General features: G+C 41.1%; 27 protein-coding genes and 1 riboswitch. All 27 genes read left to right on the forward strand.

Annotated features, from left to right (window positions below):
* Positions 1 to 12: 12 nt before the first annotated feature.
* The 27 genes from rnz (at position 13) to ACVRZ8_RS05050 (ending at position 24,175) form a co-directional block, all read left to right on the forward strand.
* Positions 13 to 942 carry a ribonuclease Z gene (rnz, locus tag ACVRZ8_RS04920; protein ID WP_447448199.1) on the forward strand — a complete coding sequence of 310 codons (930 nt, stop codon included), beginning with the start codon at positions 13 to 15 and terminating at the stop codon, positions 940 to 942.
* Positions 942 to 1,709 carry an SDR family NAD(P)-dependent oxidoreductase gene (locus tag ACVRZ8_RS04925; protein WP_447448200.1) on the forward strand — a complete coding sequence of 256 codons (768 nt, stop codon included), beginning with the start codon at positions 942 to 944 and terminating at the stop codon, positions 1,707 to 1,709. The genes rnz and ACVRZ8_RS04925 overlap by 1 nt, the downstream gene beginning before the upstream one ends.
* 12 nt (positions 1,710 to 1,721) lie before the next feature.
* Positions 1,722 to 3,926: a single-stranded-DNA-specific exonuclease RecJ gene (recJ, locus tag ACVRZ8_RS04930; RefSeq protein ID WP_447448201.1), complete on the forward strand. Its 2,205-nt coding sequence runs from the start codon at positions 1,722 to 1,724 to the stop codon at positions 3,924 to 3,926.
* Between the two features lie 152 nt (positions 3,927 to 4,078).
* Positions 4,079 to 4,981 carry a helix-turn-helix transcriptional regulator gene (locus ACVRZ8_RS04935; protein WP_447448202.1) on the forward strand — a complete coding sequence of 301 codons (903 nt, stop codon included), beginning with the start codon at positions 4,079 to 4,081 and terminating at the stop codon, positions 4,979 to 4,981.
* A 64-nt stretch (positions 4,982 to 5,045) separates the two neighbouring features.
* Positions 5,046 to 5,456 carry a GyrI-like domain-containing protein gene (locus ACVRZ8_RS04940; RefSeq protein WP_447448203.1) on the forward strand — a complete coding sequence of 137 codons (411 nt, stop codon included), beginning with the start codon at positions 5,046 to 5,048 and terminating at the stop codon, positions 5,454 to 5,456.
* Complete coding sequence (locus ACVRZ8_RS04945) at positions 5,453 to 6,085, forward strand: GyrI-like domain-containing protein (RefSeq protein WP_447448204.1); 633 nt, start codon at positions 5,453 to 5,455, stop codon at positions 6,083 to 6,085. Before ACVRZ8_RS04940 ends, ACVRZ8_RS04945 begins: the two co-directional genes overlap by 4 nt.
* Complete coding sequence (locus ACVRZ8_RS04950) at positions 6,082 to 6,600, forward strand: ClbS/DfsB family four-helix bundle protein (RefSeq protein ID WP_447448205.1); 519 nt, start codon at positions 6,082 to 6,084, stop codon at positions 6,598 to 6,600. Before ACVRZ8_RS04945 ends, ACVRZ8_RS04950 begins: the two co-directional genes overlap by 4 nt.
* Before the next feature lie 93 nt (positions 6,601 to 6,693).
* A complete protein-coding gene (locus ACVRZ8_RS04955; RefSeq protein ID WP_447448206.1) occupies positions 6,694 to 7,212 on the forward strand; it encodes an adenine phosphoribosyltransferase in 519 nt (172 codons plus the stop codon).
* Positions 7,213 to 7,359: 147 nt separating this feature from the next.
* Positions 7,360 to 8,304 (forward strand): homoserine O-acetyltransferase MetA, encoded by a 945-nt coding sequence (gene metA, locus ACVRZ8_RS04960; RefSeq protein WP_447448207.1) that lies wholly within the window; start codon positions 7,360 to 7,362, stop codon positions 8,302 to 8,304.
* Positions 8,305 to 8,313: 9 nt separating this feature from the next.
* Entirely contained in the window at positions 8,314 to 9,003 is a 690-nt protein-coding gene (locus tag ACVRZ8_RS04965; RefSeq protein WP_447448208.1) for a DnaD domain-containing protein, read from the forward strand.
* Positions 9,004 to 9,256: 253 nt separating this feature from the next.
* Complete coding sequence (locus ACVRZ8_RS04970) at positions 9,257 to 10,030, forward strand: hypothetical protein (RefSeq protein WP_447448209.1); 774 nt, start codon at positions 9,257 to 9,259, stop codon at positions 10,028 to 10,030.
* A 146-nt stretch (positions 10,031 to 10,176) separates the two neighbouring features.
* Positions 10,177 to 11,505 (forward strand): exodeoxyribonuclease VII large subunit, encoded by a 1,329-nt coding sequence (gene xseA / locus ACVRZ8_RS04975; protein ID WP_447448210.1) that lies wholly within the window; start codon positions 10,177 to 10,179, stop codon positions 11,503 to 11,505.
* Complete coding sequence (locus ACVRZ8_RS04980) at positions 11,495 to 11,713, forward strand: exodeoxyribonuclease VII small subunit (RefSeq protein WP_447448211.1); 219 nt, start codon at positions 11,495 to 11,497, stop codon at positions 11,711 to 11,713. Before xseA ends, ACVRZ8_RS04980 begins: the two co-directional genes overlap by 11 nt.
* Positions 11,713 to 12,579, forward strand: coding sequence for a polyprenyl synthetase family protein (locus ACVRZ8_RS04985; protein ID WP_447448212.1), 867 nt, complete (start codon positions 11,713 to 11,715; stop codon positions 12,577 to 12,579). Before ACVRZ8_RS04980 ends, ACVRZ8_RS04985 begins: the two co-directional genes overlap by 1 nt.
* Positions 12,572 to 13,399 (forward strand): TlyA family RNA methyltransferase, encoded by an 828-nt coding sequence (locus ACVRZ8_RS04990; RefSeq protein WP_447448213.1) that lies wholly within the window; start codon positions 12,572 to 12,574, stop codon positions 13,397 to 13,399. The genes ACVRZ8_RS04985 and ACVRZ8_RS04990 overlap by 8 nt, the downstream gene beginning before the upstream one ends.
* Positions 13,386 to 13,832, forward strand: a complete 447-nt coding sequence (locus tag ACVRZ8_RS04995; RefSeq protein ID WP_447448214.1) for an arginine repressor — start codon at positions 13,386 to 13,388, stop codon at positions 13,830 to 13,832. Before ACVRZ8_RS04990 ends, ACVRZ8_RS04995 begins: the two co-directional genes overlap by 14 nt.
* Positions 13,833 to 13,844: 12 nt before the next feature.
* On the forward strand, positions 13,845 to 15,506 hold the full coding sequence (gene recN / locus ACVRZ8_RS05000; protein ID WP_447448215.1) for a DNA repair protein RecN: 1,662 nt from the start codon (positions 13,845 to 13,847) through the stop codon (positions 15,504 to 15,506).
* 107 nt (positions 15,507 to 15,613) lie between these two features.
* Positions 15,614 to 16,450: a fatty acid kinase binding subunit FakB gene (gene fakB, locus ACVRZ8_RS05005; protein ID WP_447448216.1), complete on the forward strand. Its 837-nt coding sequence runs from the start codon at positions 15,614 to 15,616 to the stop codon at positions 16,448 to 16,450.
* Positions 16,443 to 17,324 carry an SGNH/GDSL hydrolase family protein gene (locus tag ACVRZ8_RS05010; RefSeq protein WP_447448217.1) on the forward strand — a complete coding sequence of 294 codons (882 nt, stop codon included), beginning with the start codon at positions 16,443 to 16,445 and terminating at the stop codon, positions 17,322 to 17,324. Before fakB ends, ACVRZ8_RS05010 begins: the two co-directional genes overlap by 8 nt.
* The gene (locus ACVRZ8_RS05015; RefSeq protein ID WP_447448218.1) at positions 17,321 to 17,902 is read left to right on the forward strand and encodes a YpmS family protein; all 582 of its coding nucleotides are present in this window, start codon (positions 17,321 to 17,323) and stop codon (positions 17,900 to 17,902) included. Before ACVRZ8_RS05010 ends, ACVRZ8_RS05015 begins: the two co-directional genes overlap by 4 nt.
* A 136-nt stretch (positions 17,903 to 18,038) precedes the next feature.
* Positions 18,039 to 18,314 (forward strand): non-specific DNA-binding protein Hbs, encoded by a 276-nt coding sequence (hbs, locus tag ACVRZ8_RS05020; protein ID WP_447448219.1) that lies wholly within the window; start codon positions 18,039 to 18,041, stop codon positions 18,312 to 18,314.
* 721 nt (positions 18,315 to 19,035) lie between these two features.
* Complete coding sequence (locus ACVRZ8_RS05025; RefSeq protein ID WP_447448220.1) at positions 19,036 to 19,737, forward strand: lantibiotic protection ABC transporter ATP-binding protein; 702 nt, start codon at positions 19,036 to 19,038, stop codon at positions 19,735 to 19,737.
* Position 19,738: 1 nt separating this feature from the next.
* The gene (locus ACVRZ8_RS05030) at positions 19,739 to 20,488 is read left to right on the forward strand and encodes a lantibiotic immunity ABC transporter MutE/EpiE family permease subunit (protein ID WP_447448221.1); all 750 of its coding nucleotides are present in this window, start codon (positions 19,739 to 19,741) and stop codon (positions 20,486 to 20,488) included.
* Positions 20,488 to 21,234, forward strand: coding sequence for a lantibiotic immunity ABC transporter MutG family permease subunit (locus ACVRZ8_RS05035; RefSeq protein ID WP_447448222.1), 747 nt, complete (start codon positions 20,488 to 20,490; stop codon positions 21,232 to 21,234). Before ACVRZ8_RS05030 ends, ACVRZ8_RS05035 begins: the two co-directional genes overlap by 1 nt.
* A 42-nt stretch (positions 21,235 to 21,276) precedes the next feature.
* Positions 21,277 to 22,116: a TraX family protein gene (locus ACVRZ8_RS05040; protein ID WP_447448223.1), complete on the forward strand. Its 840-nt coding sequence runs from the start codon at positions 21,277 to 21,279 to the stop codon at positions 22,114 to 22,116.
* Between the two features lie 38 nt (positions 22,117 to 22,154).
* Positions 22,155 to 22,814 (forward strand): response regulator transcription factor, encoded by a 660-nt coding sequence (locus tag ACVRZ8_RS05045; RefSeq protein WP_447448224.1) that lies wholly within the window; start codon positions 22,155 to 22,157, stop codon positions 22,812 to 22,814.
* On the forward strand, positions 22,805 to 24,175 hold the full coding sequence (locus tag ACVRZ8_RS05050) for a sensor histidine kinase (RefSeq protein WP_447448225.1): 1,371 nt from the start codon (positions 22,805 to 22,807) through the stop codon (positions 24,173 to 24,175). The genes ACVRZ8_RS05045 and ACVRZ8_RS05050 overlap by 10 nt, the downstream gene beginning before the upstream one ends.
* Positions 24,176 to 24,221: 46 nt before the next feature.
* Positions 24,222 to 24,361, forward strand: a riboswitch (FMN riboswitch).
* The last annotated feature ends 203 nt before the right edge of the window (positions 24,362 to 24,564 follow it).

Raw genomic sequence — 24,564 nt, forward strand, 5'->3', positions numbered from 1 at the left:
AGTATGAGATAAATGGAAGTACAATTTCTAGGAACGGGCGCTGGACAGCCGGCCAAGCAGCGCAACGTATCAAGTCTGGTTCTTAAACTCTTGGATGAAATCAATGAAATTTGGATGTTTGATTGCGGAGAAGGCACACAGCGCCAAATTTTAGAGACCACTATTAGGCCGCGTAAGATTAAAAAGATTTTTATTACTCATCTGCATGGCGATCATGTGTTGGGGTTGCCTGGCTTTTTGGCTTCTCGTGCTTTTCAGGCCAATGAGGAGCAAACAGACGTTACCATTTATGGCCCATCAGGAATCAAGCAATTTGTTATGACTAGCTTACGTGTGACAGGGTCTCGCTTGCCTTATCATATTCATTTTGTTGAACTTAATGATAAGAATTTAGGTAAGATTGCAGAGACAGATAAATTTATGGTTTATGCAGACAAGCTGGATCATACTATTTTTTGTTTAGGTTATCGTATTATTCAAAAAGATTTGGAAGGAACCTTAGATGCTGAGGGCTTAAAAGCAGCAGGTCTTCCATTTGGCCCTTTGTTTGGACAGGTTAAAGCGGGACATGACGTAACTTTAGAAGATGGGACTCTTATTAAGGCTGCTGATTATATATCGGAGCCTAAAAAAGGAAAGGTTGTCACAGTTTTAGGAGATACACGAAAGACCAATGCCAGTGTTCGTCTGGGGCTGGGTGCTGATGTCCTTATCCACGAATCTACCTATGGGAAGGGCGATGAAAAATTAGCTCGCAGTCATGGGCATTCGACTAATATACAGGCGGCTCAGGTAGCAAAGGAGGCTTCTGCTAAGTGTCTGTTGTTAAATCATGTGTCTGCTCGCTTTCTTGGACGTGACATTAGCCAAATGGCTGCAGATGCTCAAGATGTTTTTAAAAACACTCATATTGTACGTGACTTTGAAGAGGTGAAAATCTAATGACAGCACAGCGTATCATTATGATTACGGGTGCAAGCGGAGGCTTGGCTCAGGAAATCGTTAAACACTTATCAAATAATGATGAATTAATTTTGCTGGGGCGCAGCAAGGAAAGGCTAGAAGAGATCTATGCCCATGTTCCTAATAAGAACTGTATTGCTTTAGATATTACTGATGATAAGGCGATAGAAGAGCTGGTTACAGACCTCTACCAGCAGTTTGGCCGAATTGATGTTTTGATTAACAATGCGGGTTTTGGTGAGTTCAAGGCTTATGACTGTTATGACGCTCAGCATATTCGGGAGATGTTTGATGTCAATACTCTGGCAACTATCAATTTTTCCCGTCTGATTGGTCAAAAAATGGCAGAGCAAAGGCGAGGCCATATTGTTAATATTGCCAGTATGGCAGGTTTGATTGCCTCAGCCAAATCAACCGTCTATTCAGCAACAAAATTTGCAGTGATTGGCTTTTCTAATGCTTTACGCTTAGAATTAAGAGTTCAGGAAGTCTATGTGACAACTGTCAATCCTGGCCCTGTTGCCACCAAATTCTTTGAACGGGCAGATCCGTCTGGCGCTTATCTTAAGAGCATTGAGCGATTTATTTTACAGCCAGATCTTGTAGCAAAACGGGTGGTTAATTGTCTTGGTAAAAATAAGCGTGAGCTTAATATGCCTTTTAGCCTTGCAGCAGCGCACAAGTTTTATACCCTTTTTCCAAGATTGGCAGATTATCTGGCACGAACTGTATTTAACTACAAATAAAGAAAGAAAACAATGATTAGATCCAAGTATAATTGGAAGATAACAAAAAAGGAGCCAGATGCTGGCTTTTTTAAACAGGCTATGGAAGCTGGTTTGACAGAATCAGCTGCCGCTATTGCTTATGAACGAGGAATTGAAACCCAAGAGGCTTTGCAGGCTTTTTTAGGTGCCGATTTGTCTCAGCTTCACGATCCTTATTTACTCAATGATATGGACAAAGCAGTAGAACGTATTTTTCGGGCTATTGAAAAGGGCGAACAGATTCTGGTTTATGGCGATTACGATGCTGACGGGATGACTTCCGCTTCTATTGTCAAGGAAGCTTTAGAGATGCTGGGAGCAGAAGTTCAGGTTTATTTGCCTAACCGTTTTACAGATGGTTATGGCCCTAATGAATCTGTTTATAACTATTTTATCGCTCAGCAGGCTGTTTCATTGATTATAACGGTGGATAATGGCGTAGCTGGACATGAGGCTATCGCTTCTGCGCAAGAGCAGCAGGTTGATGTTATTGTGACAGACCATCACAGCATGCCAGCAGAGCTGCCAGAAGCATTTGCTATCATTCATCCCAATCATCCAGATGCTGATTATCCTTTTAAAGACTTAGCAGGCTGTGGTGTTGCCTTTAAATTAGCAACGGCACTGCTCGAATCTATTCCAACAGAAATGTTAGATTTAGTAGCTATCGGAACAATTGCTGATATGGTTAGTCTGACTGATGAAAACCGCATCATGGTAAAAATGGGGCTTGAGATGCTAAAACAAACAGAACGGATCGGTCTTCAGGAGCTTTTGCGAGTGTCTGAAGTGGATTCTGCGACTGTTTCAGAAGAAACAATCGGTTTCAAATTGGCCCCTCAGCTAAATGCTCTTGGCCGTCTGGACGACCCGAACCCTGCTATTGAACTTTTGACTGGCTTTGATGAGGAAGAAGCGCTAGCCATTGCCCAAATGATTAATGGTAAAAATGATGAACGCAAGGAGCTTGTGCAAGTTATTTTTGATGAAGCTATGGCTATGGTTGACCCTGATAAACCCGTTCAGGTTCTGGCTAAAGAAGGCTGGCATCCTGGAGTTTTGGGAATAGTTGCTGGCCGAATTATGGAGCAGATAAGTCAGACAGTTGTCGTTTTAACTATTGAGGACGGTTTGGCAAAAGGCTCTGCCCGCAGTCTGGAGAGCATAGATATTTTTGATGCCTTATCGTCCCACCGTGAGCTTTTTGTGGCTTTCGGAGGACATAGCGGAGCTGCTGGCATGACATTACCAGAAGAGAATTTGACTGCACTCTCGAAAACTTTGTCTGCCTACCTTTATGAGCATGCGATTGATACCAAACAGAAAAATAGTTTGCTTCTTGATGAAGAACTGCATTTATCAGAATTAAGCTTTGACATGTTAAAGGGCCTCAATAAGCTGGCACCTTTTGGCATGGATAATAAAAAGCCCGTTTTTTGGCTGAGGGATTTTCAAGTTTTACAAGCTCGTACTATGGGACAAAATGGCGCTCATCTCAAGTTCAAAGTGAAACAGACTGATAGCCAATATGATGTTGTAGCCTTCAATCAAGGAGCCCTTGTTCAGGAATTCCAGCAGGCACAAGGATTAGAATTAGCTGTGACCTTGTCTGTCAATCAATGGAATGGTAATACCAGCTTGCAGCTCATGTTGGTAGATGCGCGTGTCAGTGGGATTCAGCTCTTTGATATTCGCGCTAAAAATGCTGTATTGCCAACAGATATTCCGCTTTTATCTGAAGACACTGAGAGTTTGTCTGTTGTGATTGATCAGATTCCAGAGACAGCAGAAGAACTGAAAAAACTTGTTGCCGATAGACCTTTTGAAGCTGTCTATTTTAAAAATAGAATTGAGAAAGCTTATTATCTGACTGGTTATGGAACACGTGAGCAATTTGCCAGACTCTATAAGACTATTTACCAATTTCCAGAGTTTGACGTGCGTTACAAATTGAAAGAGCTCAGCCAATTTCTCAAAATTGACCAGATTCTGCTTATCAAGATGATTCAAATCTTTGAAGAATTGGGCTTTGTCACGATTGCAGATGGTATTATGACAGTCAACAAGGGTGCCCCAAAGCGTGACATTTCTGAAAGTCAGGTTTACCAAGAACTAAAAGAGATGGTTAAGTTTCAAGAATTGATGGCATTGGGAACACCGCAGGAGATGTATGATTTTTTGACCAAGAAAAATTAAAACCCCAAAAACAATTGAATGTTCAAATATCAAAAAGCTAGAGAGCGGAGATACGGTTGGTGCGAAATCACAGCTGCCTCTCGCTCTTTTTTAGCTTAAACCTGCCAACCAATGCCATCTTATTGTGCTATAATGCTAAAAAAGGAGACACTATGCAGGAAAGTCGATTGTTTAAATTAGTTTATCATCTTTTGGAACATGGAAAAAGCAGAGCTCTTGATTTGGCCGATAAATTTGAGGTTTCTGTCAGAACCATTTACCGCGATGTAGATGCCCTCAGCAGCGCAGGCATTCCCATCTATACCATCCAAGGAAAAAACGGTGGCATTCAGCTGGACAAGGATTTTGTCCTGTCCAAATCTTTGCTGTCGCAGAAAGAAAAACAGGAAATTTTACAAGGTCTTCAGGGTTTGGGAGCCCTCAATGAAACGCTGAATGATAAACAGCTCATCACCAAGTTATCAGCCCTTTTTAAAATACAAAATCCCAACTGGCTCGAAGTAGAATTTAGTCCTTGGCAGAAAAATGCGGCTAGCCAGCAGGACGTTTTTCAGCAGTTAAAAGAAGCTATTCTCCAGCGACAATGGCTTTCTTTTGATTATTTCAATGGTCAGGGTGAACAATCCCAGCGCCAAATCAAGCCTGTCCGTTTAATCTTCAAAGGACAGGATTGGTATCTGTACGCTTATTGCGACCTGCGCAAAGACTTTCGCTTTTTCAAACTGTCACGCTTGAAAAATCTGAATCTGCTACCGCGGACTTTTACAGAGGATTACTCCAAGCTAGTGATTGAAAAAAGCATGAAGGCTTCAGCTACCATCCATCTATCCTTAAAGTTCGCCCCGCACCTAGCCTATCGCGTCTATGATGAGCTAGCGGATGTCAGTACTGATACAGCTGGCTATCTGTATGCGCAGGCAGATATTCCGGATAACGGCGTTTTGGACAGCTACCTTCTGTCCTTCGGAGATGGCGTAGAAGTCCTAGATCCTCCTGCTATCCGCCAGCGCTTACAAGAAAAATTGGAAAACATGCTGAAACATTATAAAAATTGACAAACCTTGTCTGGTTTCTTCTGCTATACTGACCCTGTCAATAAAATATAAGGAGGAGAAAACCATGAAAGCAAAAACATTTGTTATTTTTCATGAGATGAGAACCAACAATTTCTCAGATCCTGATAGCCTCGCAAAATTCACCTGCCTTTGGGAAGCATCGGCAGAGCTATTGACCTTAGAACAGCCAGTCTATGGAATCTATCATGATTACCAGTCGGACTATAAGGGAGATTACAGCGTTAGCACTGCCTTGGAAGGTACAAAAGAAGACGGTCGGTTTCTGATAGAGCCAGTGCAAGCCTACCAAATTTTTTCAACAAGCAAAGAAGATGTGGCCAAAACTTGGCAGGACATCTGGACTTTGGAAGAATCTGGGGAGCTCAACCGTACTTATCAGCTGGACTATGAAAAATATTATCCAGACGGCAAAACAGAAATTTACATCGGCATTAAAGAGGGGGAAGACAAATGAAATACGAATGGCGCAAAGCAGAAAAAGAGCTCTACGGGGTCAAAACACAGCCGACTGTTTTAGAGGTCAAAAGGCAGCAGTTCATCACTATCAAAGGACAGGGAAATCCTAATGATACAGAATTTTCAAATCAAGTCTCATCTCTCTATTCTCTCGCTTACGGGATTAAAATGGCCTATAAAAAAGCCAAGAAGAATGAGATGGACAGTCAGGCTATTACGGATTTTACGGTCTATCCTTTAGAAGGACTTTGGCAGCAGGAAGAGAATCCTAAGCAGGATAAGCTGGTTAAAGACAGACTATCTTATAAAATAATGATCCAGCAGCCTGATTTTATCAGCCAAGAATTGTTTTTAGAAGCCTTGGAAAAGGTTAAAATAAAGAAGCCAAATCCATTTTATGATAAGATTGATTTTGAAGAGATGACAGACGGCAAGAGCATCCAAGTTCTTCATATTGGTTCCTATGATGATGAACCCGAATCTTTTGCAAAATTAGATGCCTTTGCAAAGAAGCACAGCCTGCAGCGCTCCTCGCAAATTCACAGAGAGATTTACCTCAGCAATGCTCAGAGAACTGCTGAGGACAAACTCAAGACCATTCTGCGCTATCAAGTGGAGGAAATATGAAACAATACCAATCAAAAGCAGAACTCATCACAGCTATCCAAACAGCCTATGGCAAATACATAGCAGAGTTTGCAGATATTCCAGAAGCACTCAAAGACAGCCGAGCGGAAGGAGTCGACCGTACACCTGCTGAAAACTTAGCTTATCAAGTAGGCTGGACAACTCTTCTCCTCAAATGGGAGGCAGACGAAGCGGCAGGCTTGGATGTCCAAACACCATCAGAGCAATTCAAATGGAACCAGTTGGGGCAGCTCTATCAATGGTTCAACGAGACCTACAGCCACCAGTCTCTGTCAGCATTGAAGAGTCAGTTAGACGCTAATGTGGCGAGCATTTATCAGATGATTGAGACTATGTCTGAAACCGAGCTCTTCCAGCCCCACCAAAGAAATTGGGCGGATGCAGCGACCAAAACGGCCGTTTGGGAAGTCTATCGCTTTATCCATGTCAATACGGTTGCCCCTTTTGGGACATTTAGGACAAAAATCAGAAAATGGAAGCAGCTGGTTTTGTAATGTAAAAGATGGAATCAATTGGAGAGCTAGCGGAATTTTATGGTATAATAAACCGTAAACAAATTTGCGAAAGCACTATAGAAAGATGAATAAATGGATTTAACACAGTACATTGCTTCAATTGACAATTACCCTAAAGAAGGTATCACTTTTCGTGATATTTCTCCTTTAATGGCCGATGGCAAAGCATACAGTTATGCGGTTCGTGATATTGCTCAGTATGCCTGCGATCTTGATGTCAATATGGTTGTTGGGCCTGAAGCGCGCGGCTTTATTATTGGCTGTCCAGTGGCAGTTGAGCTAGGAATTGGTTTTGCACCTGTGCGTAAGCCTGGGAAATTGCCGCGTGAGGTTATTTCATCAGACTATGAAAAAGAGTATGGAATAGACACGCTTACCATGCATGCAGATGCCATTAAACCAGGGCAGCGCGTTCTTATTGTTGATGACCTTTTGGCAACTGGCGGAACAATCAAAGCAACCATCGAACTTGTCGAAAAACTAGGCGGTATTGTAGCAGGCTGTGCCTTTTTGATTGAACTCGATGGTCTTAACGGGCGTAAAGCGCTGGAGGGGTATGATACAAAGATTTTAATGAATTTCCCTGGCTAGATGAACTAAAAAGGACGGGAACTTGGTTTTGGTAAGAATCCGGTATAGTTTATAACTATAGCTAACTAGAGAAAATATATATTTGAAAACAATACCTCGCTGACTTATAATAGTAAAATACTAGACTAGAAAGATGGAGATATTGTCATGCCAATTAAACTTGATAATCAGCTGCCTGCTTTGGATATTTTACGTTCTGAGAATGTCTTCATCATGGATGAGAACAGGGCTAGCACACAGGATATTCGTCCTATGGAAGTGCTTATTTTGAATCTCATGCCAACAAAAGAAGTGACTGAAACTCAGCTGCTGCGCTTATTGGCCAATACTCCGCTTCAGATTAATGTTGATTTTCTTTATATGACCAGTCATGAGTCTAAAAATACCCATGCGGCTCATATGGAAAATTTTTATAAGACATTTGATGAAATTAAAGACAAGTTTTATGATGGATTGATTATCACGGGCGCACCTGTTGAAAAATTAGCTTTTGAGGACGTTGATTATTGGCAGGAGCTAACAAAAGTCTTTGACTGGTCAAAACGTCATGTTTATTCGACACTGCATCTTTGCTGGGGAGCACAGGCAGGTCTTTATTACAAGTATGGCGTTGATAAAGTCAGCTTGAAGCATAAACTGTCAGGAATTTATAAGCAGACTGTTGAAGCTCCGGATAATTTGATGATGCGTGGCTTTGATGACAGTTTTGTCTCACCGCATTCGCGTTATACAGATGTTCCAGAAGAAGCGGTTTTGACACGGACAGACTTGCAAATACTGGCCAAAGGCGAGGAAGTAGGCTTATCCATTCTTGCCAGCAAGGATCTTCGCGAAGTTTATAGTTTTGGGCATTTGGAATATGATCGGGATACCCTTGGCCGTGAATATGACCGTGATGTTGCAGCAGGAGTCAATCCCAGTCTTCCTGCCAATTATTATCCCCATGATGATGCCACTAAGGAACCGCTTATGAAATGGAATTTAGCTGCGTCAGCATTCTTTAGTAATTGGATTAATTATGCCGTTTATCAAGAAACTCCTTATCGTTTAGAAGATTTGGAGTGTGATATTTCATTTTATGGCTATTTATAAGAGGATATTATGAGTTTTTTAGAGCACTATAAATCAGGCAATCTGGTTCTTCCAGCTGCCTTACTTTTTCACTACAAAGATATTTTCAAATCAGCCGATGATTTCCTACTTTGGCAGTTCATTTTTTTGCAAAATACGACTAAGATGGATGAAATTCCTTCAAGTGTTATTGCTGAAGCTTTGGGGAAATCGCCTGCTGAAGTCAATGCTCATATTTCTAATTTGGCCCAGCAGGGACTTTTAGATGTTGAAACGACTGATACTGGGGTTCTTTCAGTTGATGCTTCTCCAGCTTTAGCAGCCTTGGATAAATTGCTGGCGCATGACACTGCAAATGAGCCAGTTCTGGGACGTCCCAGTCAAAATCAGCAACTGGTACAACTGACGCAGGAATTGGAACAGGCTATGGGACTTCTCAATCCTATGATTTTAGAGGATCTGAATAAGCTGATCAAAGAAGACCACACCGATCCAGATATCATTCGTGAGGCGCTCAAGGAAGCAGTATTTAATCGTAAAGTCTCTTGGAATTACATTAAGGCAGTATTGAGAGATTGGAGGCGTAATGGCATTACGACTCTTAAACAAGTGGAAGAACGCCGCTCTGAGCGTGAACAAAGTACAAACCCAAGACATACAGAAGTTTCTGATGACTTTAAATCCATGATGGATACTGCCAGTCAGCTTTGGGGAAACTAAGAAAATAAGAGATGCAGTGTATTGCTCTGCTAAATAAACGATATAAACATTATCGGAGTGATTGCAGTATTTTAGGAATCTGAAAGAATCAGGTTCCTTTTTATGTCGTTAAATCAGAAAAAGATTGCTATTTAGAAGCTAACCAGCATTAATTAAAGAAATAGGCCATCATATTTTCCTTACTTGACAAAAAGCTGTCAGTCTAGGAAAATAGAGACAGGAAAACTCTTACAAATGGAAAAGAGGGATGAGCATGACGGATTTCAATAGAGAAGAATACCTTCAAGCTTTGGCTAAAAATGGCGATAAAACGGCTGGTAGAGAATTTGAAAAAGACTTAGATGACCGTATTTTTCAGCTGAAGTTTGCCTTGGCACAAACTACTGATCCTCTTAATCGTCAAGAATTGCAGACCTTATTGGAGCAAGAAGAAAACAAAAAAGCACGTTATTTGAAAGATAAGCAGGATAAGGCGCTGAACTCGCTTAAACATGCAGCTGCAGAACGTGAACGAGCAGAGGCTTATGACGAAAAACGTCACAAGCGCAACCGTATTATTACTTTTTCTGTTTTAGCTGCTATAGCAGCTGTTTTGCTTGGGTTCCTCCTTTGGTACAGCAATAATCAAAATGAATCAGAAACAAATCCGTGGAAAGATGGCAACATTTCCAGCGCTAGTTCGTCTTCATCATCAGTTTCTGAGACATCAAGCACTTCAGAAAGTATTTCAGAAGAAAGTACAGCATCTTCTGTTGACACAAGCCAGTTAACAGAAGAGCAGCTGGAAAAATGGGTTATTTCAACTTATGCATCAGCCATGCATTCAACGCCATCCCATTATGAAGATTGGTATGTGAAATCATGGATTGGGTCAGACGGATTGGCTTATGCGCAGCTTTATAATGACGATGATGAAAGTGTCTTTCTTTTTCGGGTAACAACAGATGGCGTTTTGGAATCTGATGGCGGTATTGCCAGCGGTGTCAGCGGCTGGCAGACTGCTTCAAGAACGTATTCAGAGGATTAACTTTTATGGTATAGTTTTTCAATAATTTGTTTCTAATTAGACTTTGAAAGAGAAGTGCTAAGACTGTTATTTAACAGTCTTTTTTGGTATAATAATTGAGATTAACTGATTATTTATAAATCATTAGCTTGTGAAAGGAGTCTTGCATGTCAGATTATTTATCGGTATCAACATTGACTAAATACCTTAAGATGAAGTTTGATCGTGATCCTTATTTGGAGCGTGTCTATCTGACGGGTCAAGTGTCTAATTTCCGCAGGCGCCCTAATCATCAATATTTTTCACTAAAAGATGATAAGGCTGTTATTCAGGCAACCATGTGGTCAGGTATTTTTAAAAGGCTCGGCTTTGAGCTCGAAGAAGGGATGAAGATCAATGTGGTGGGCCGAGTTCAGATTTATGAGCCTAACGGTTCGTATTCTATTATCATTGAAAAAGCAGAGCCAGATGGCATTGGAGCGCTAGCCATTCAGTTTGAGCAGCTTAAAAAGAAATTAACTGCAGAAGGTTACTTTGATGAGCGTCACAAACAGTCACTTCCTCAATTTGTCAGGAAGATTGGTGTTATTACCAGTCCAAGCGGAGCGGTTATTCGTGACATTATCACGACGGTCAGTCGTCGTTTTCCAGGTGTTAATATTTTGCTTTTTCCAACTAAGGTACAGGGCGAAGGAAGCGCTCAGGAAGTGGCCGCTAATATTGTTGCTGCTAATGAGCGTGACGATCTTGATTTGCTCATTGTTGGCCGTGGGGGAGGTTCTATTGAGGATCTCTGGGCTTTTAATGAAGAGATTGTGGTGCAGGCTATTTTTGAGTCACATTTGCCGATTATTTCCAGTGTAGGGCATGAAACGGATACGACTTTAGCGGATTTTGCGGCAGATCGCAGGGCAGCTACTCCGACGGCAGCGGCAGAATTAGCAACGCCTATAGCTAAGGCTGATATTTTGGCTTGGATTGCTGAGCGAGAAAATCGTTCTTATCAAGCGGTTTTACGCCTAATCAAGCAGCAGCAGGAGAGGCTGAATAAACTTAGTCAGTCTGTCATTTTCCGGCAACCAGAACGACTTTATGATGGTCACCTGCAGAAATTGGATAGACTGACCAGCAGCCTAACTGCCAATATGCGGCAGCGCTATGCCGAAAGTTTGAGAGAAGAAGGGTTGCTTAGCCAGCGTTTGCAGGCTATTAATTTGGAGGGCCGTCTTGACCGTTATCGGGAGCGATTGGAAAGTCAAAAACGCCTTCTTGTTAGCACGATGACTAGTCAGTACGACAGTAAGCTGGCACGTTTTGAAAAAGCTCAGGATGCGCTTTTGTCGCTTGATACCAAGCGTATCGTCGCACGGGGCTATGCTATTATTCACAAAAACGACAGTATTATCACCAGCAGTAAAGATGCTGTGGCGGGTGATTTGCTCACTGTTCAAATGAAGGACGGTAATTTAGAAGTGGAGGTACAAGATGCCAAGTAAGAAAAAGACATTTGAGGAAAATTTACAGGATTTGGAAGCTATTGTAGCGAAGCTTGAAAATGGAGATGTAGCTTTGGAAGATGCTATTACTGAGTTTCAAAAAGGGATGGCTCTGTCCAAAGATCTTCAAAAGACCTTGCAGGAGGCTGAGAAGACTTTGGTCAAAGTTATGCAGGCTGATGGCAGCGAAAAAGAGATGGATGCTTAATGGATAAACTAGCAGGAATTGACAGTGCTATTCGTCATTATTACAGTCAAAAGGCTGTTTCAGCAGAACTGATTGAAGCTGTTTTGTATTCTGTAAATGCAGGCGGCAAACGGATTAGGCCGCTCATTTTGCTGGATTTACTGGAAGGTTTTGGTCTTGAGTTGAATGATTCTCATTTTGATGTGGCTGCTGCAGTAGAGATGATTCACACGGGTAGTCTTATTCATGATGATTTGCCGGCTATGGATGATGATGATTATCGTCGCGGCCGTCTAACTAATCATAAAAAATTTGGTGAAGCTATCGCGATTTTGGCTGGAGACAGTTTGTTCTTAGATCCTTTTGGCTTAATGGCAGGCAGTGGTTTGTCAGCTGATGTTAAACTAGCACTTATTCAGGAACTGTCTTATGCTTCTGGCAGTTATGGTATGGTGGGCGGTCAAATGCTTGATATGGCAGGAGAAACAAAAGAGCTCAGTTTGGAGGAACTTCAGCTTATTCATGCCAATAAAACGGGTAAGCTTTTGACTTTTCCTTTTGTGGCTGCAGGGATAATAGCGAAGCAGGAAGCTGCTGTGGTTGCTGATTTGCGGATGGCGGGTCAGTTGGTGGGGCTTGCTTTTCAAGTGCGTGATGATATTTTAGACATAACGGCAACCTTTGAGGAAATCGGCAAGACACCGCAGAAAGATTTGGCTGCTGATAAATCCACTTATCCAAGTTTGCTTGGTTTACAAAAATCCCATGATATTTTAAATGAATCGCTTAACCAAGCGCAAGCTATTTTCCAAAAAATGCAAGAGAAACAAGGGTTTAATTCCCAAAAGATCACTAAACTGATAGAAAGGTTGCGACTGCATGGCTAAGGAGCGTGTAGATGTTTTGGCTTACAAACAGAGGCTGTTTGAAACGCGTGAGCAGGCAAAAAGGGGCGTTATGGCGGGTCTAGTCGTCAATGCCATTAATGGTCAGCGATACGATAAACCGGGCGAGAAAATTGAAGCATCAGTTGAGCTCAGACTAAAAGGAGATAGGCTAAAATATGTCAGCCGCGGCGGTCTCAAGCTGGAGAAAGCTTTGCAGGTGTTTGATATTTCTGTAAAAGGTTTGATTACTATTGATATTGGGGCTTCAACTGGCGGCTTTACAGATGTCATGCTGCAAGAAGGTGCTGACTTGGTTTATGCAGTGGATGTGGGAACCAATCAGCTGGTTTGGAAGCTTCGTCAGGATGAGCGGGTGCGCTCTATGGAGCAGTATAATTTTCGTTATGCGAAAGTGGAAGATTTTACAGAAGGGCTGCCAGCATTTGCCAGTATTGACGTTAGTTTTATTTCTTTAAGCCTGATTTTGCCCGCGCTAGCGAAGGTCTTAGCAGATGGCGGGCAAACGGTCGCTCTTATCAAGCCGCAATTTGAGGCGGGGCGCGAACTGATTGGTAAAAATGGTATTGTTAAAGACAGCTCTGTTCATGAAAAAGTTTTGAAAAATGTTACCAATTTTGCTGTGGATTACGGATTTACAGTTAAAGGGCTGGATTTTTCACCGATCCAAGGCGGTCATGGCAATATTGAGTTTTTAGCACATTTGCAAAAATCAGCTAACGCTCAAAATCTTGTCAGTGAAAAAATTTCGAAAATCATTGAAAAAGCACATAAGGAATTTAAGAAAAATGAAGAAGAATGAACGTTTAGAACTAATTCGCAAAATAGTTCAGGAAAATGATATTAGTACACAAAGTGAGCTGGTGGACTTGCTTAGAGTTCAGGGACTAAAAGCCACCCAAGCGACGGTATCACGTGATATTAACGAGATTGGTATTACTAAGGTACCTACCGACTTTGGAGCTTATGTCTATGGACTTTCAAATGCTCCGCGGCGTAGCGGCCAGCTCAGCAGAGGTCCTAAAACGCTGATCAAAGCTGTTCGTCAAGGGAATTTTCTAAATATTGAAGTACAGCCAGGCAATAGCCGGTTAATCAAAAAAGCCTTGCTAAATCAATTTAATCCACTCATTTTCAGTTTAATAGCTGACGATGACAGTCTTTTACTGCTTGCAGTGTCAGATGCGGCAGCTGCAGACATTCATAATCAGATTTCCAGCTGGATTGCTGACTGACAGGAGGCACTTATGCTTCTAACTATTACAATCAAAAATTTTGCTATTATTGAAGAAATTTCACTGGATTTTGAAAATGGCATGACAGTTTTAACGGGGGAGACCGGTGCAGGGAAGTCCATTATTATTGATGCTATGAATTTGCTTCTGGGAAGCCGTGCTAGTACGGATCTTATTCGTCACGGTGCTCAGAAGGCAGAAATTGAAGGTTTCTTTTCTATTGGGGAAAATGCAGAGCTGCTTGCTGTCTTGGAAGATAAAGGGATTGCTGCAGAAGAAAATGAACTCATTATTCGCCGAGAAATTTTTCAGAATGGACGCAGTGTAAGCCGTATCAACGGTCAAATGGTTAATGTGACAGCTCTAAGAACTATTGGACACTATTTGGTAGATATTCATGGGCAGCACGATCAGGAAGAACTTATGAAACCGAGTTTGCACATTGCCATGCTGGATGAGTTTGGTGACCAAGCCTTTTGGGAAATAAAAACAGCTTATCAGACAATTTTTGACCGTTATCGCAGTCTGCGCAGAGCAGTTTTGGACAAACAAAAAAATGAGCAAGAACACAAGGCACGAATTGAGATGCTGGAATTTCAGATAGCTGAAATTGAGTCAGCTGCTCTTAAATCTGGTGAGGATCTTATGCTCAACCAAGAACGAGACAAGCTTCTCAATCATAAAAATATCGCGGATACTCTAACAAATGCCTATCTTATGCTGGATAACGAAGATTATTCGAGTCTCTCTAATGTCCGTTCTGCTATGAATGATTTTATCAGCATTGAAGAGTTTGATTCTGAGTATAAGGAACTTTCCTCTAATCTTTCTGAAGCTTATTATATCTTGGAAGATATTACCAAGCATCTGGGAGATATTCTTGATAATCTTGATTTTGATGCGGGGCGTCTGCAGGAAATTGAGATGCGTTTGGATGTTGTCAATACAATTACCCGAAAATACGGCGGTACTGTTGATGATGTTCTGGACTATCTAGCAAATATTAGTAAAGAATACCATCTTTTGACTGGCAATTCATTGTCCTCAGATGATATGGAAAAAGAACTTAAGCAGCTTGAAAGGGAACTTTTAACCGCTGCTCAGGCCTTGCAGGAAGCTCGCCACGATATTGCTAAAAATTTAGAAACTGAAATTAAGACAGAACTAACAGAACTTTATATGGAAAAAGCTGATTTCCAAGTTCGATTTACCGAAGGAAAATTTAGCCGCGATGGCAATGAGCATGTTGAATTTTACATTTCAACAAATCCTGGTGAGAGTTTCAAGCCGCTCGTTAAAATTGCTTCCGGCGGAGAATTGTCACGGCTCATGTTGGCCATCAAATCAGCCTTCTCTAAAAAAGAAGATAAAACAAGCATTGTCTTTGATGAAGTAGATACAGGTGTTTCAGGACGTGTTGCCCAAGCTATTGCCCAGAAAATTTACAAAATTGGAAGCCACGGGCAAGTATTGGCTATCAGCCATCTGCCTCAAGTCATCGCTATCGCTGATTATCAATTCTTTATCTCTAAAGAAAGTGATGAACAAACGACAGTATCTAAGGTGCGTCTTTTGAGCGAAGAAGAACGGGTCGAGGAAATTGCCAAGATGCTGGCAGGTGACGGTGTCACTGATTCTGCCCGTACTCAGGCGCGTGAACTATTGAGATTGTAGACAGAGGAACAGTCCTCTTAACAGCTTGTTTTAACGTTTTATGATGGGCAAAGCCTAGAAAACATGTTATAATAGAAAAACAAATTTAAGATTGAGTGAGTAAGACTATGAGCAAGATCAGAATTGTTACTGATTCGTCAATTACTATCGAACCTGAATTGATCGAAAAGTATAATATTACCATCGTTCCTATGTCGGTTATGGTGGATGGCGTCATTTATTCGGATAGCGATCTTCGTGAGGAAGGTCGTTTCTTGGAAATGATGAAAAATAGTAAGGAATTACCTAAAACCAGTCAGCCGCCAGTTGGTGTTTTTGCGGAGATTTACGAAAATCTAGTCAAAGAGGGCGCAGAGGAGATTGTTTCTATCCATATTATGCATACTCTATCTGGAACCTGCGAAGCCGCTCGCCAAGGTGCTAATCTCTCGGGGACTAAAGTAACTGTCATTGACTCTGGCTTTACAGATCAATGTATGAAGTTTCAGGTCGTTGAAGCCGCCAAGCTGGCACAAGCAGGTGCTGATTTGGAAGAAATTACTGCGCATGTTGATGAGGTTCGTAAAAAATCTGAGCTATTTATCGGTGTGTCAACCCTTGAAAATTTAGTGAAAGGCGGACGTATTGGCCGTGTGACAGGTCTTTTGTCTTCTCTTTTGAACATTCGTGTTATGATGGAGCTTAAAGATTACCAGCTAAATACCATTGCAAAAGGGCGCGGCGCTAAGACTTTTACCAAGTGGTTAGACGGTTTTATTCAGCATGCAAAAGAAAGCCAAGTAGCTGAAATTGGCATTTCTTATGCAGGTAAGCCCGATTTTGCTAGAGAACTAAAAGAAAAACTGCAGGTATTGGGAGCACCGATTTCTGTTTTAGAAACGGGTTCCATCATCCAGACCCACACTGGTGAGGATGCTTTTGCCGTTATGGTGCGTTATGTTTAAGAAATGGAACAATCATACCACCAGAGGGCTTGTCTTTTTTTTGGCAAGTCTTCTTTTCTTTTCAGCTATTTTTTACTTTATTCTCCCAACCTCTAAAAATCGTATTGACCAAAAAGATGTTGTTCAAAGTACAAAGCAAACGCCTTTTTCTTATGTGGCTATTGGCGATTCGCTGACGCAGGGAGTTGGTGATACGACAAATCAGGGAGGCTTTATCCCCATATTGTCACAAGAGCTTAGCTCTGCTTATCATTATGATGTAACAAGCAGCAATTATGGGGTTTCTGGCAATACCAGCAATCAAATTTTAAAGCGCATGCAGGAAAAGACTGACATTCAAGACAGCCTCAAAACTGCAAATTTGATGACTTTGACTGTTGGTGGTAACGACGTTATGAGTGTCATCAGGAAAAATTTCAGTGATTTATCCGTTGACTCTTTTGATAAACCAGCTCAAGCTTATCAAGAGCGTCTGCGAAAAATCATTGATTTAGCGCGTGCAGACAATAAAGATCTTCCAATTTATGTTTTAGGAATTTACAATCCTTTCTATCTAAATTTTCCTGAGATGACTGAGATGCAAGATGTTGTAGATAATTGGAATAAGGCGACAGAAGCTGTGATTAAAGAGTACAGTAATGTTTACTTTGTCCCAATTAATGATCTTCTTTATAAAGGAATTGATGGTCAGGAAGGGATCACTGATTCAAGTGATGCAAGCTCTGATACAGACAATACTAGCAGCCCCTCATCGGTTATTAACGATGCTCTTTTTGAAGGCGATCATTTCCATCCAAATAATACAGGTTATCAAATTATGTCAGATGCTGTTGCTAATAAAATCAGCGAAACCAAGGAGGAGTGGAAAAAATGACAAAATTATGGAAGTGGCTTTTTTTAGGTCTCTTGGCTTTAAATCTGGCTTTTGTTGGTGTCGTATTTTATAAGATTACCAGCCCATCAGTTTTGGCCAACAGCAGCAAAACTGTCAACCATGCTAACGAAGTTCAAATTGGCAGCTTTACGATGACAAAATCTGAACTGAATGATGCTCTATCTGCTTTTGCAAAAGACTATTCTACAGATGATATGTCTTTTGATGTGACTGTGACTTCTTCAAACATTCTTTTTGAAGGGACCTACACTCTCTTAGGTTATGATGTTCCCTTGTACGTCTATTTTACTCCAGTGGTTTTGGAAAATGGAGGTATCCAGCTTCAAGTAACTGATGTTTCAGCAGGTTCGCTAAGTCTGCCTGTATCTGATGCGTTGAAATTTCTCAAGTCATCGGTAAAAAATCTGCCAAGTTATATTGACATTGACAGTGAAAAAGAAGTTATTAATGTTAACCTTCAAGAAATAAATAATAAAACAGGTGTGATAGCTAAGGCTACTAGCCTAGATTTGGTAAATGATCATATCGAATTTAACATTTATAAGACAAAAACATAAAATTGACTAAAATTTTGTCAAAAACCTGTTAAAAAGGCGTTAATTGCTTGACCTTATGGGGTTTTTTAGATAAGATATAGGTGTTCAAGCATGATTTTCATTATTGTGCTTAGAAAAAATTTGGAGGATTGTTACAATGGCTAACAAACAAGACTTAATCGCAAAAGTTGCAGAAGCAACTGAGCTTACTAAGAAAGATTCTGCTGCAGCAGTTGATGCTGTATTCGCTTCAATTGAAGGTTTCCTTGCAAAAGGTGAAAAAGTTCAATTGATCGGTTTTGGTAACTTTGAAGTTCGTGAGCGTGCAGCTCGTAAAGGCCGCAACCCACAAACTGGTGCTGAAATCAAAATTGCTGCTTCTAAAGTTCCAGCATTCAAAGCTGGTAAAGCTCTTAAAGATGCAGTTAAATAAGAAATTAGCTATCTAATTTCACTTAAAACCATAGGATTTTCCTGTGGTTTTTTTATTTTTTACAAAAAATGCTATCACCTTATAAATTCCTTAAATTTTTATCTTATAACTAATATAGGCACCGGAACACGGGCTGTAGACTGTGTCAAAATAGAGAGTTCTCCTAGATCTTTAGTGATTCGTCGTTGTACTCTTTATTTTGACTTCACCCTTGGGCGTCTTTTGCGACACGACGTTTGGTTAGTCGATCTTACTAACCAAACGAAGTTAGTGAGAGAGGCAGCCAATTCACTATAGTGATTGGCGTTTGTTATCAAGTGCAAAGCACTTAGATAACAAGCCTCTGTTGTATCTTGATAATTGAACATGGACTAAAAGCGTCGAGAAAAAGATAGTCTATCTTGTGCGCAAGCGCACGGCGCTAGTCTCCTATTTTCTTCTCGCTTTTTAACGCCCTTTGTATCTTATTGTGCGCAGTAGATGATTGGCAGTACTCATCGCCTACGCGATAGCGTCTTGCCTAATCATCCTTGCGGGGGAACTACTACGAAATGGATAACCATTTCTGCAGTTCTCCCTAATTGAACCCGGGACTAATTCCCTCGGAAAAAAGATGGCTTATCTCGGAAATCAGAATTTCCGGCCAATATTCTATTTTTCTGTCAGGAATTTTCGCTAAAGCGAACCGTCCCTTTGTATCTTATATAAGGAGGACAGCATAATGGATTATATGTTAGAGACAAAAGTTTTAACCAAACGGTTTGGTAAGCAAACAGCGGTTAATCAGCTGAACCTGAAAGTGGAACGCCATTCGATTTATGGTTTGTTAGGGCCAAATGGTTCTGGCAAGTCAACGACTTTAAAGATGGTTACAGGAATGCTGAGAAAGACATCTGGTCAGATTTTGATTGACGGACATGAATGGAGCCGCAAGGATTTGGAAAATATCGGTGCCTTGATTGAATCGCCGCCGCTTTATGAAAACCTGACTGCGCGTGAAAATTTAAAGGTACGCACCTTAATGTTGGGTTTGCCTGACAGTCGCATTGATGAGGTCTTAAAGATTGTTGATCTAACCAATACGGGTAAAAAACGAGCTGGCCAATTTTCTATGGGGATGAAACAGCGTTTGGGAATCGCAATTGCTCTGATTAACCATCCCAAACTTTTGATTTTAGATGAGCCGACCAATGGACTTGATCCTATTGGCATTCAGGAACTGCGTGAGCTCATTCGTTCCTTTCCTGAACAGGGAATTACAGTTATCATTTCCAGTCATATCTTATCTGAGATTCAGATGACAGCAGATCATATCGGAATTATTGCCAATGGCATACTGGGTTATCAGGATAGGATTCACCAAGATGAAGACTTGGAAAAACTCTTTAATGAGGTTGTCATGAAGTATCGAGGAGGTGAGTGAGATGCTGGGAATGTTTCAGGCAGAAAGATTAAAACTGAAGCGGACGATGGCAAAGAAGTTACTGGTTTTTGCTCCTATATTAGTGATTATACATGGCTTTATGGTGCCTCAGTATTTGAGTACGAATGCTTATAATTGGTGGTATGTCATGATTTTACCAGGTCTCCTGACCTTGTTTGCTGCTTTAGTAAATACTTATGAAGAAAAAAAGCTGCGTTATCGGGCAGTCTTTCCCTTGCCAATTTCCTTAAGAAAATTTTGGTTGGGTAAAGTTGCAGCCCTTGTCTATTATTTGACCCTGAGTAGTTTTTTGCATTGTTTTCTCTTAATTTTGCTGAAATACCTTATTTTTCCTCATTATGGAGAAACTTATCCTATTAGTCAAATGCTTCTTGCTTCTATAGCTTTATTGCTCAGTGTCCTTTGGCAGCTCCCGTTTTGTTTATGGCTGGCAAAGAAATTGGGATTAATTGTTACTTTATTAGTCAATTTCACAGCTAATCTTATCTTGGGACTTGCTTTTTCGACGACCACATATTGGCTGCTGTGTCCTTATGCTTGGGGCATGCGATTGATGATACCTCTCATGAAAATATATCCCAATGGGTTGAAAGCTGGTTCAGAGGCAGCAGCACCGCTATTGCCGACCAGCAATTGGAGCATCATGGCTAGTTTAATGCTGGCGCTTATCCTCTTTGCAGGGCTGACGTGGCTGACGGCTCTTTGGTTTGAAAAACAGGAGGTTAAGTAATGGTTCAATTGATTTGGTCAGAGTTTTTAAAATATAAGCGTACTTTTTTGCCTTGGATACATGTCCTTTTACCAACTGGCATCGCTGTGTTAGCGGCTGTCTTTGGTCTCGTGACACCTGCTTATTCTTGGGAGAATATTACGAGTGGCTATTTACAAGTGCTGGGGATTGCTTTTCCGCTGATTATTGCTATTATTTGCAGCAAAGCTGTCGAATTAGAGGCGGAAGCTGGTCATTTTCAGACCGTTCTAGAAAATAGTCAACGAAAAATCCTTTATTTTATAAAGCTTGTTAGTCTTATCCTGATGGAAATTATCGCTGTTTTCCTGGCTTTGTTTATCTTTGGTCTCTTGTATCGTTCTAATGCAGACGTCCCTTATCTTGCCTTTTATAGCTATGCGGGTCTGTTTTTATTGGCATCAACAGCTATCTTATATTTGCTTCATCTCTTCATCGCCTTTTTATTTGGCAGCGGGGCAACGATTGGTCTAGGAATTTTTGAAGTTTTAGTCTCAGCTTTGCTTCTAACGGGCTTAGGTGATGGCATTTGGCAATTTGTGCCTTGTGCTTGGCCAGCACGATTGATGGGCACCTGGTTTAACATGCTGCAATACCCAGAGCAAAATCCTATTTTTGCCCAGCAGCTTCTCCTCTGGCTGGAGGTGGCCTTTCCAACAACCTTGCTTAGTTTATTTCTCAGTCTTCTTTGGTTCGACAAGTGGCAAGGAAGAAATGATGGGGAGTAAGATTGCCTATTTATTTTCTGACAAAAGGAGATTAATTTATTTATGGAAAATTTTAAAAAGCTAACAGGCTTTCATCTCAAATACATTGCTCTGGTACTCATGCTGCTAGATCATATTTATTATTTTTTTAACTATACGGGAAAGATTCCCCTATGGTTCACTCAGCTGGGGAGACTTTCAGCTCCCTTGTTCTTATTTGCGATTATCGAAGGGTTTATCCATACGCATGACCGTAAAAAATATTTCTTAAAGATTTACGGTTTGGCTGTTGCCATGGGACTGATTCAATTTGGCTTTTATAATGTGCTGCACCCTTTGGTACGGGGAGACGGCTTCTTTCCACAGAACATGATGCTGTCTTCCTTTGCCATCTTGCTGGTAGCCCTTCAAGGAATCGCATGGATTGAGGAGAAGAAGTATCTTCGAGGTATTCCTACCCTACTTTTCCCGATTCTTCTGCCTTTTCTTTTCATGCCTTTCTATCGCATCTTTATGGGTTCTAGTAATCAACTGGGGATGTTCATCGTTAACCTACTCAATTTTACTGTTTTGCCGCTGCATTTTTCTATTGCGGATGGCGGAACGGCAACCTTGATTGTGGGCATTGCCATGTATCTCTGCCGGAAGACTCTCAAAAAAGAAGTTCTGGCCTTTGTCCTTGCTTCTCTGCTAGTTGATTTAGGCCGTGTTTTGTTGGCAGGGGCTTCCTTGACCATTCATGGTCTCTTATTTCTCTATTTTGAGTGGATGGAAATTTTTGCAGCACCGCTTATGCTCATGTACAATGGTCAGCGCGGTAAGGGCAGTAAACATCTCTTTTATATTTTTTATCCGCTGCATATTTACTTGCTTTATGGTTTGTCATTGCTCCTTTATAAATGATATGATAGAAATATGCAAGTAATAGAAAGGGTAGAAGTATGACACGTATTTTGGTAATTGATGATGAAGCAGATATTGTAACTTTGGTAAGAAATGCTTTGCAGCTACAAGGTTATCTGGTGGAAGGTTTCACGAGTTCTGAACAGGTTGACCGTTCAAAGTTAGCAGGCTATGATTTGATTTTACTGGACATTATGATGCCTGATGTGGACGGGCTCACTTTTTGTCAAGAAATTCGGAATTTAGTGGACTGCCCCATTCTTTTTCTGACAGCTAAATCACAGGAGGCGGATTTGGTGACAGGATTGGCAACAGGCGCTGATGATTATATCACTAAGCCTTTTGGTATCCAGGAGCTGCTGGCGCGGGTCAATGCCCATCTGCGCCGGGAAAGACGTGAGCACCATGCCAGTCTGGTCTTGGAGAATATCCGTTTTGATCTTTCTGCTAAAGAGGTTGCTGTTAATGGAAAAAAGCTTGATTTAACTAAGTCTGAGTATGAGATCTGTGAACTGTTGGCCAAACGTCGCGGTCAGGTTTTTTCCAAGGAACAACTCTACGATTACCTTTATAGCTATGAAGAACGCGGAACGCCTGCGGCCATAGCAGAACATATTAAAAATATTCGGGCTAAGTTTAAGATGGTGGGTCAAGCACCGATTGAAACAGTTTGGGGGATTGGTTATAAATGGCAGTAAGAAGACGCGCACGTTCTCTGAAACTTGTTTTTGCTACCTACTTTTTATCTATTATTTTAGCTTGCTCGCTTGTGGTAACCTTAGTACTTTTGGCATTTGGTATGCTCTATAACAATGGCTTAGTTATTCCAGCTAACCAGACCGAGCAAAACCTATTACAACAGAAAAAACAATTAGAGCAATCAGCGACCTTTAAAGCGCAGCAATTGCCCAAAGAAAGCAAATATATCTTGCTTGATAAGTCTGGTCAAGTTCAGCAGACCAATATGTCTTCAAAACTGCAAACGGCAGCTCTGAGCGTGGCTAAAGGTCAAGAAGCTGACCCTAGTATTTACGGCTATTTTATGACCTTTAAACGTCAGGATGGTCTCTTAGTGGTGAATTATCAGCTGGTCAGCCGATATCGCTTAGCTTGGATGAATCACTACCTGCCTAGCGCCCAGTTTTTGGCTATTTTGGTATTTGCTGTGCTTAATTTGCTGGTTTTCATAATGCTCACCCTTTACTTTGCCCGCAGACTGCGGCGCCAGCTATCTCCAATCATTGTCACTACGCAGAAAATAGCTAAGCAGGATTTGGATTTTACGCTGCAGTCATCTGACATTAAGGAATTTGATCAAGTATTGTCAAGTCTTGATAGCATGCGCATAGCTTTGAAAGAGTCCTTACTCCGCAGCTGGCAATTAGAGCAGGAGAAGCAGGACCAAATAGCTGCCCTAACACATGACATCAAAACGCCATTGACAGTCATTAAAGGGAATACGGAATTGCTCAAGCAAACAGAGCTATCAGAGAGTCAGAAGGCCTTTGTTGGTTACAGTTTGAAAAATATTGGACAGGTGGAAACTTATCTTCAGCAATTGTCCTATCTAGCTAAAAACAGCCAATTACAAGACTTCCATCCTGAAAATATAAAGGTCGCAGCTTTTCTGGAGGAATTATCCCAGAATAGCCGAGCCCTTGCTGCAACCAAAAACATCAAGGTTCAGATTTTCAATGATTTGTCTGATAATCAACTCACTGCTTATTGGGATAAGGGATTGTTAGAGCGTGCGTTGATGAACATCATTTCCAATGCAATGGAGCATAGTCCCAAAGGCAGTCAGCTGCAATTAGTTTGTCATCTGCAAGATGCCCTGTTTCAGTTTACTTGTCTGGATAGCGGTCAGGGCTTTTCAAAAGAGGCCTTAGAAAAAGCGAAGCTGCAATTTTTCCGAGATGATAGAAGCCGTCATGATCGTCAGCATAGCGGTCTTGGTCTAACTATTGCAGATAATATCATTCGACTTCACGGTGGCAGCTTAGAGCTATCAAATACAGCTAATGGCGGACAGGTTATTGTTAAGATAAAGTTGGTATAAAATTTGACAAAATAATGGTGACGTGCTATGCTTTAGTCAATTAAATAGAATTCTTCGGGGCAGGGTGAAATTCCCGACCGACGGTGATATGTTTTCATTGAAATCATGAAGTCCGTGAGCTGCATAAGTGGCTGACCCAGTGAGATTCTGGGACCGACAGTATAGTCTGGATGGGAGAAGAAAAATCAGAGTGCTAAAAAGCAGTTCTTGTTTTTTGGTATATTGTAAACTATCATTTTTGTTTTTAAGTGTACCCAATTTCGGCTCTATAATATCTGTAGTGGGTAAATCTCATTCAGATATTATAGGGCTTTTTGAGTGTATACACAAAAAGTCCCATATGACTTATAATGAAAAGCGACAAAACCATCATTAGAAAGATTCCTATG

The sequence above is a fragment of the Streptococcus dentiloxodontae genome, from assembly GCF_053206925.1.

Excerpts from the sequence above, each read along its gene's own strand:
- metA (WP_447448207.1), top strand. The coding sequence starts at position 7,360 with ATGCCAATTAAACTTGATAATCAGCTGCCTGCTTTGGATATTTTACGT.
- ACVRZ8_RS04965 (WP_447448208.1), top strand. The coding sequence starts at position 8,314 with ATGAGTTTTTTAGAGCACTATAAATCAGGCAATCTGGTTCTTCCAGCT.
- xseA (WP_447448210.1), top strand. The coding sequence starts at position 10,177 with ATGTCAGATTATTTATCGGTATCAACATTGACTAAATACCTTAAGATG.
- ACVRZ8_RS04980 (WP_447448211.1), top strand. The coding sequence starts at position 11,495 with ATGCCAAGTAAGAAAAAGACATTTGAGGAAAATTTACAGGATTTGGAA.
- ACVRZ8_RS04940 (WP_447448203.1), top strand. The coding sequence starts at position 5,046 with ATGAAAGCAAAAACATTTGTTATTTTTCATGAGATGAGAACCAACAAT.
- ACVRZ8_RS04955 (WP_447448206.1), top strand. The coding sequence starts at position 6,694 with ATGGATTTAACACAGTACATTGCTTCAATTGACAATTACCCTAAAGAA.
- hbs (WP_447448219.1), top strand. The coding sequence starts at position 18,039 with ATGGCTAACAAACAAGACTTAATCGCAAAAGTTGCAGAAGCAACTGAG.
- ACVRZ8_RS05015 (WP_447448218.1), top strand. The coding sequence starts at position 17,321 with ATGACAAAATTATGGAAGTGGCTTTTTTTAGGTCTCTTGGCTTTAAAT.
- fakB (WP_447448216.1), top strand. The coding sequence starts at position 15,614 with ATGAGCAAGATCAGAATTGTTACTGATTCGTCAATTACTATCGAACCT.
- ACVRZ8_RS05025 (WP_447448220.1), top strand. The coding sequence starts at position 19,036 with ATGGATTATATGTTAGAGACAAAAGTTTTAACCAAACGGTTTGGTAAG.
- recJ (WP_447448201.1), top strand. The coding sequence starts at position 1,722 with ATGATTAGATCCAAGTATAATTGGAAGATAACAAAAAAGGAGCCAGAT.
- ACVRZ8_RS04935 (WP_447448202.1), top strand. The coding sequence starts at position 4,079 with ATGCAGGAAAGTCGATTGTTTAAATTAGTTTATCATCTTTTGGAACAT.
- ACVRZ8_RS05045 (WP_447448224.1), top strand. The coding sequence starts at position 22,155 with ATGACACGTATTTTGGTAATTGATGATGAAGCAGATATTGTAACTTTG.
- ACVRZ8_RS04950 (WP_447448205.1), top strand. The coding sequence starts at position 6,082 with ATGAAACAATACCAATCAAAAGCAGAACTCATCACAGCTATCCAAACA.
- ACVRZ8_RS05040 (WP_447448223.1), top strand. The coding sequence starts at position 21,277 with ATGGAAAATTTTAAAAAGCTAACAGGCTTTCATCTCAAATACATTGCT.
- rnz (WP_447448199.1), top strand. The coding sequence starts at position 13 with ATGGAAGTACAATTTCTAGGAACGGGCGCTGGACAGCCGGCCAAGCAG.
- ACVRZ8_RS04945 (WP_447448204.1), top strand. The coding sequence starts at position 5,453 with ATGAAATACGAATGGCGCAAAGCAGAAAAAGAGCTCTACGGGGTCAAA.
- ACVRZ8_RS05030 (WP_447448221.1), top strand. The coding sequence starts at position 19,739 with ATGCTGGGAATGTTTCAGGCAGAAAGATTAAAACTGAAGCGGACGATG.
- ACVRZ8_RS04925 (WP_447448200.1), top strand. The coding sequence starts at position 942 with ATGACAGCACAGCGTATCATTATGATTACGGGTGCAAGCGGAGGCTTG.
- ACVRZ8_RS04995 (WP_447448214.1), top strand. The coding sequence starts at position 13,386 with ATGAAGAAGAATGAACGTTTAGAACTAATTCGCAAAATAGTTCAGGAA.
- recN (WP_447448215.1), top strand. The coding sequence starts at position 13,845 with ATGCTTCTAACTATTACAATCAAAAATTTTGCTATTATTGAAGAAATT.
- ACVRZ8_RS04990 (WP_447448213.1), top strand. The coding sequence starts at position 12,572 with ATGGCTAAGGAGCGTGTAGATGTTTTGGCTTACAAACAGAGGCTGTTT.
- ACVRZ8_RS04970 (WP_447448209.1), top strand. The coding sequence starts at position 9,257 with ATGACGGATTTCAATAGAGAAGAATACCTTCAAGCTTTGGCTAAAAAT.
- ACVRZ8_RS05050 (WP_447448225.1), top strand. The coding sequence starts at position 22,805 with ATGGCAGTAAGAAGACGCGCACGTTCTCTGAAACTTGTTTTTGCTACC.
- ACVRZ8_RS05010 (WP_447448217.1), top strand. The coding sequence starts at position 16,443 with ATGTTTAAGAAATGGAACAATCATACCACCAGAGGGCTTGTCTTTTTT.
- ACVRZ8_RS05035 (WP_447448222.1), top strand. The coding sequence starts at position 20,488 with ATGGTTCAATTGATTTGGTCAGAGTTTTTAAAATATAAGCGTACTTTT.
- ACVRZ8_RS04985 (WP_447448212.1), top strand. The coding sequence starts at position 11,713 with ATGGATAAACTAGCAGGAATTGACAGTGCTATTCGTCATTATTACAGT.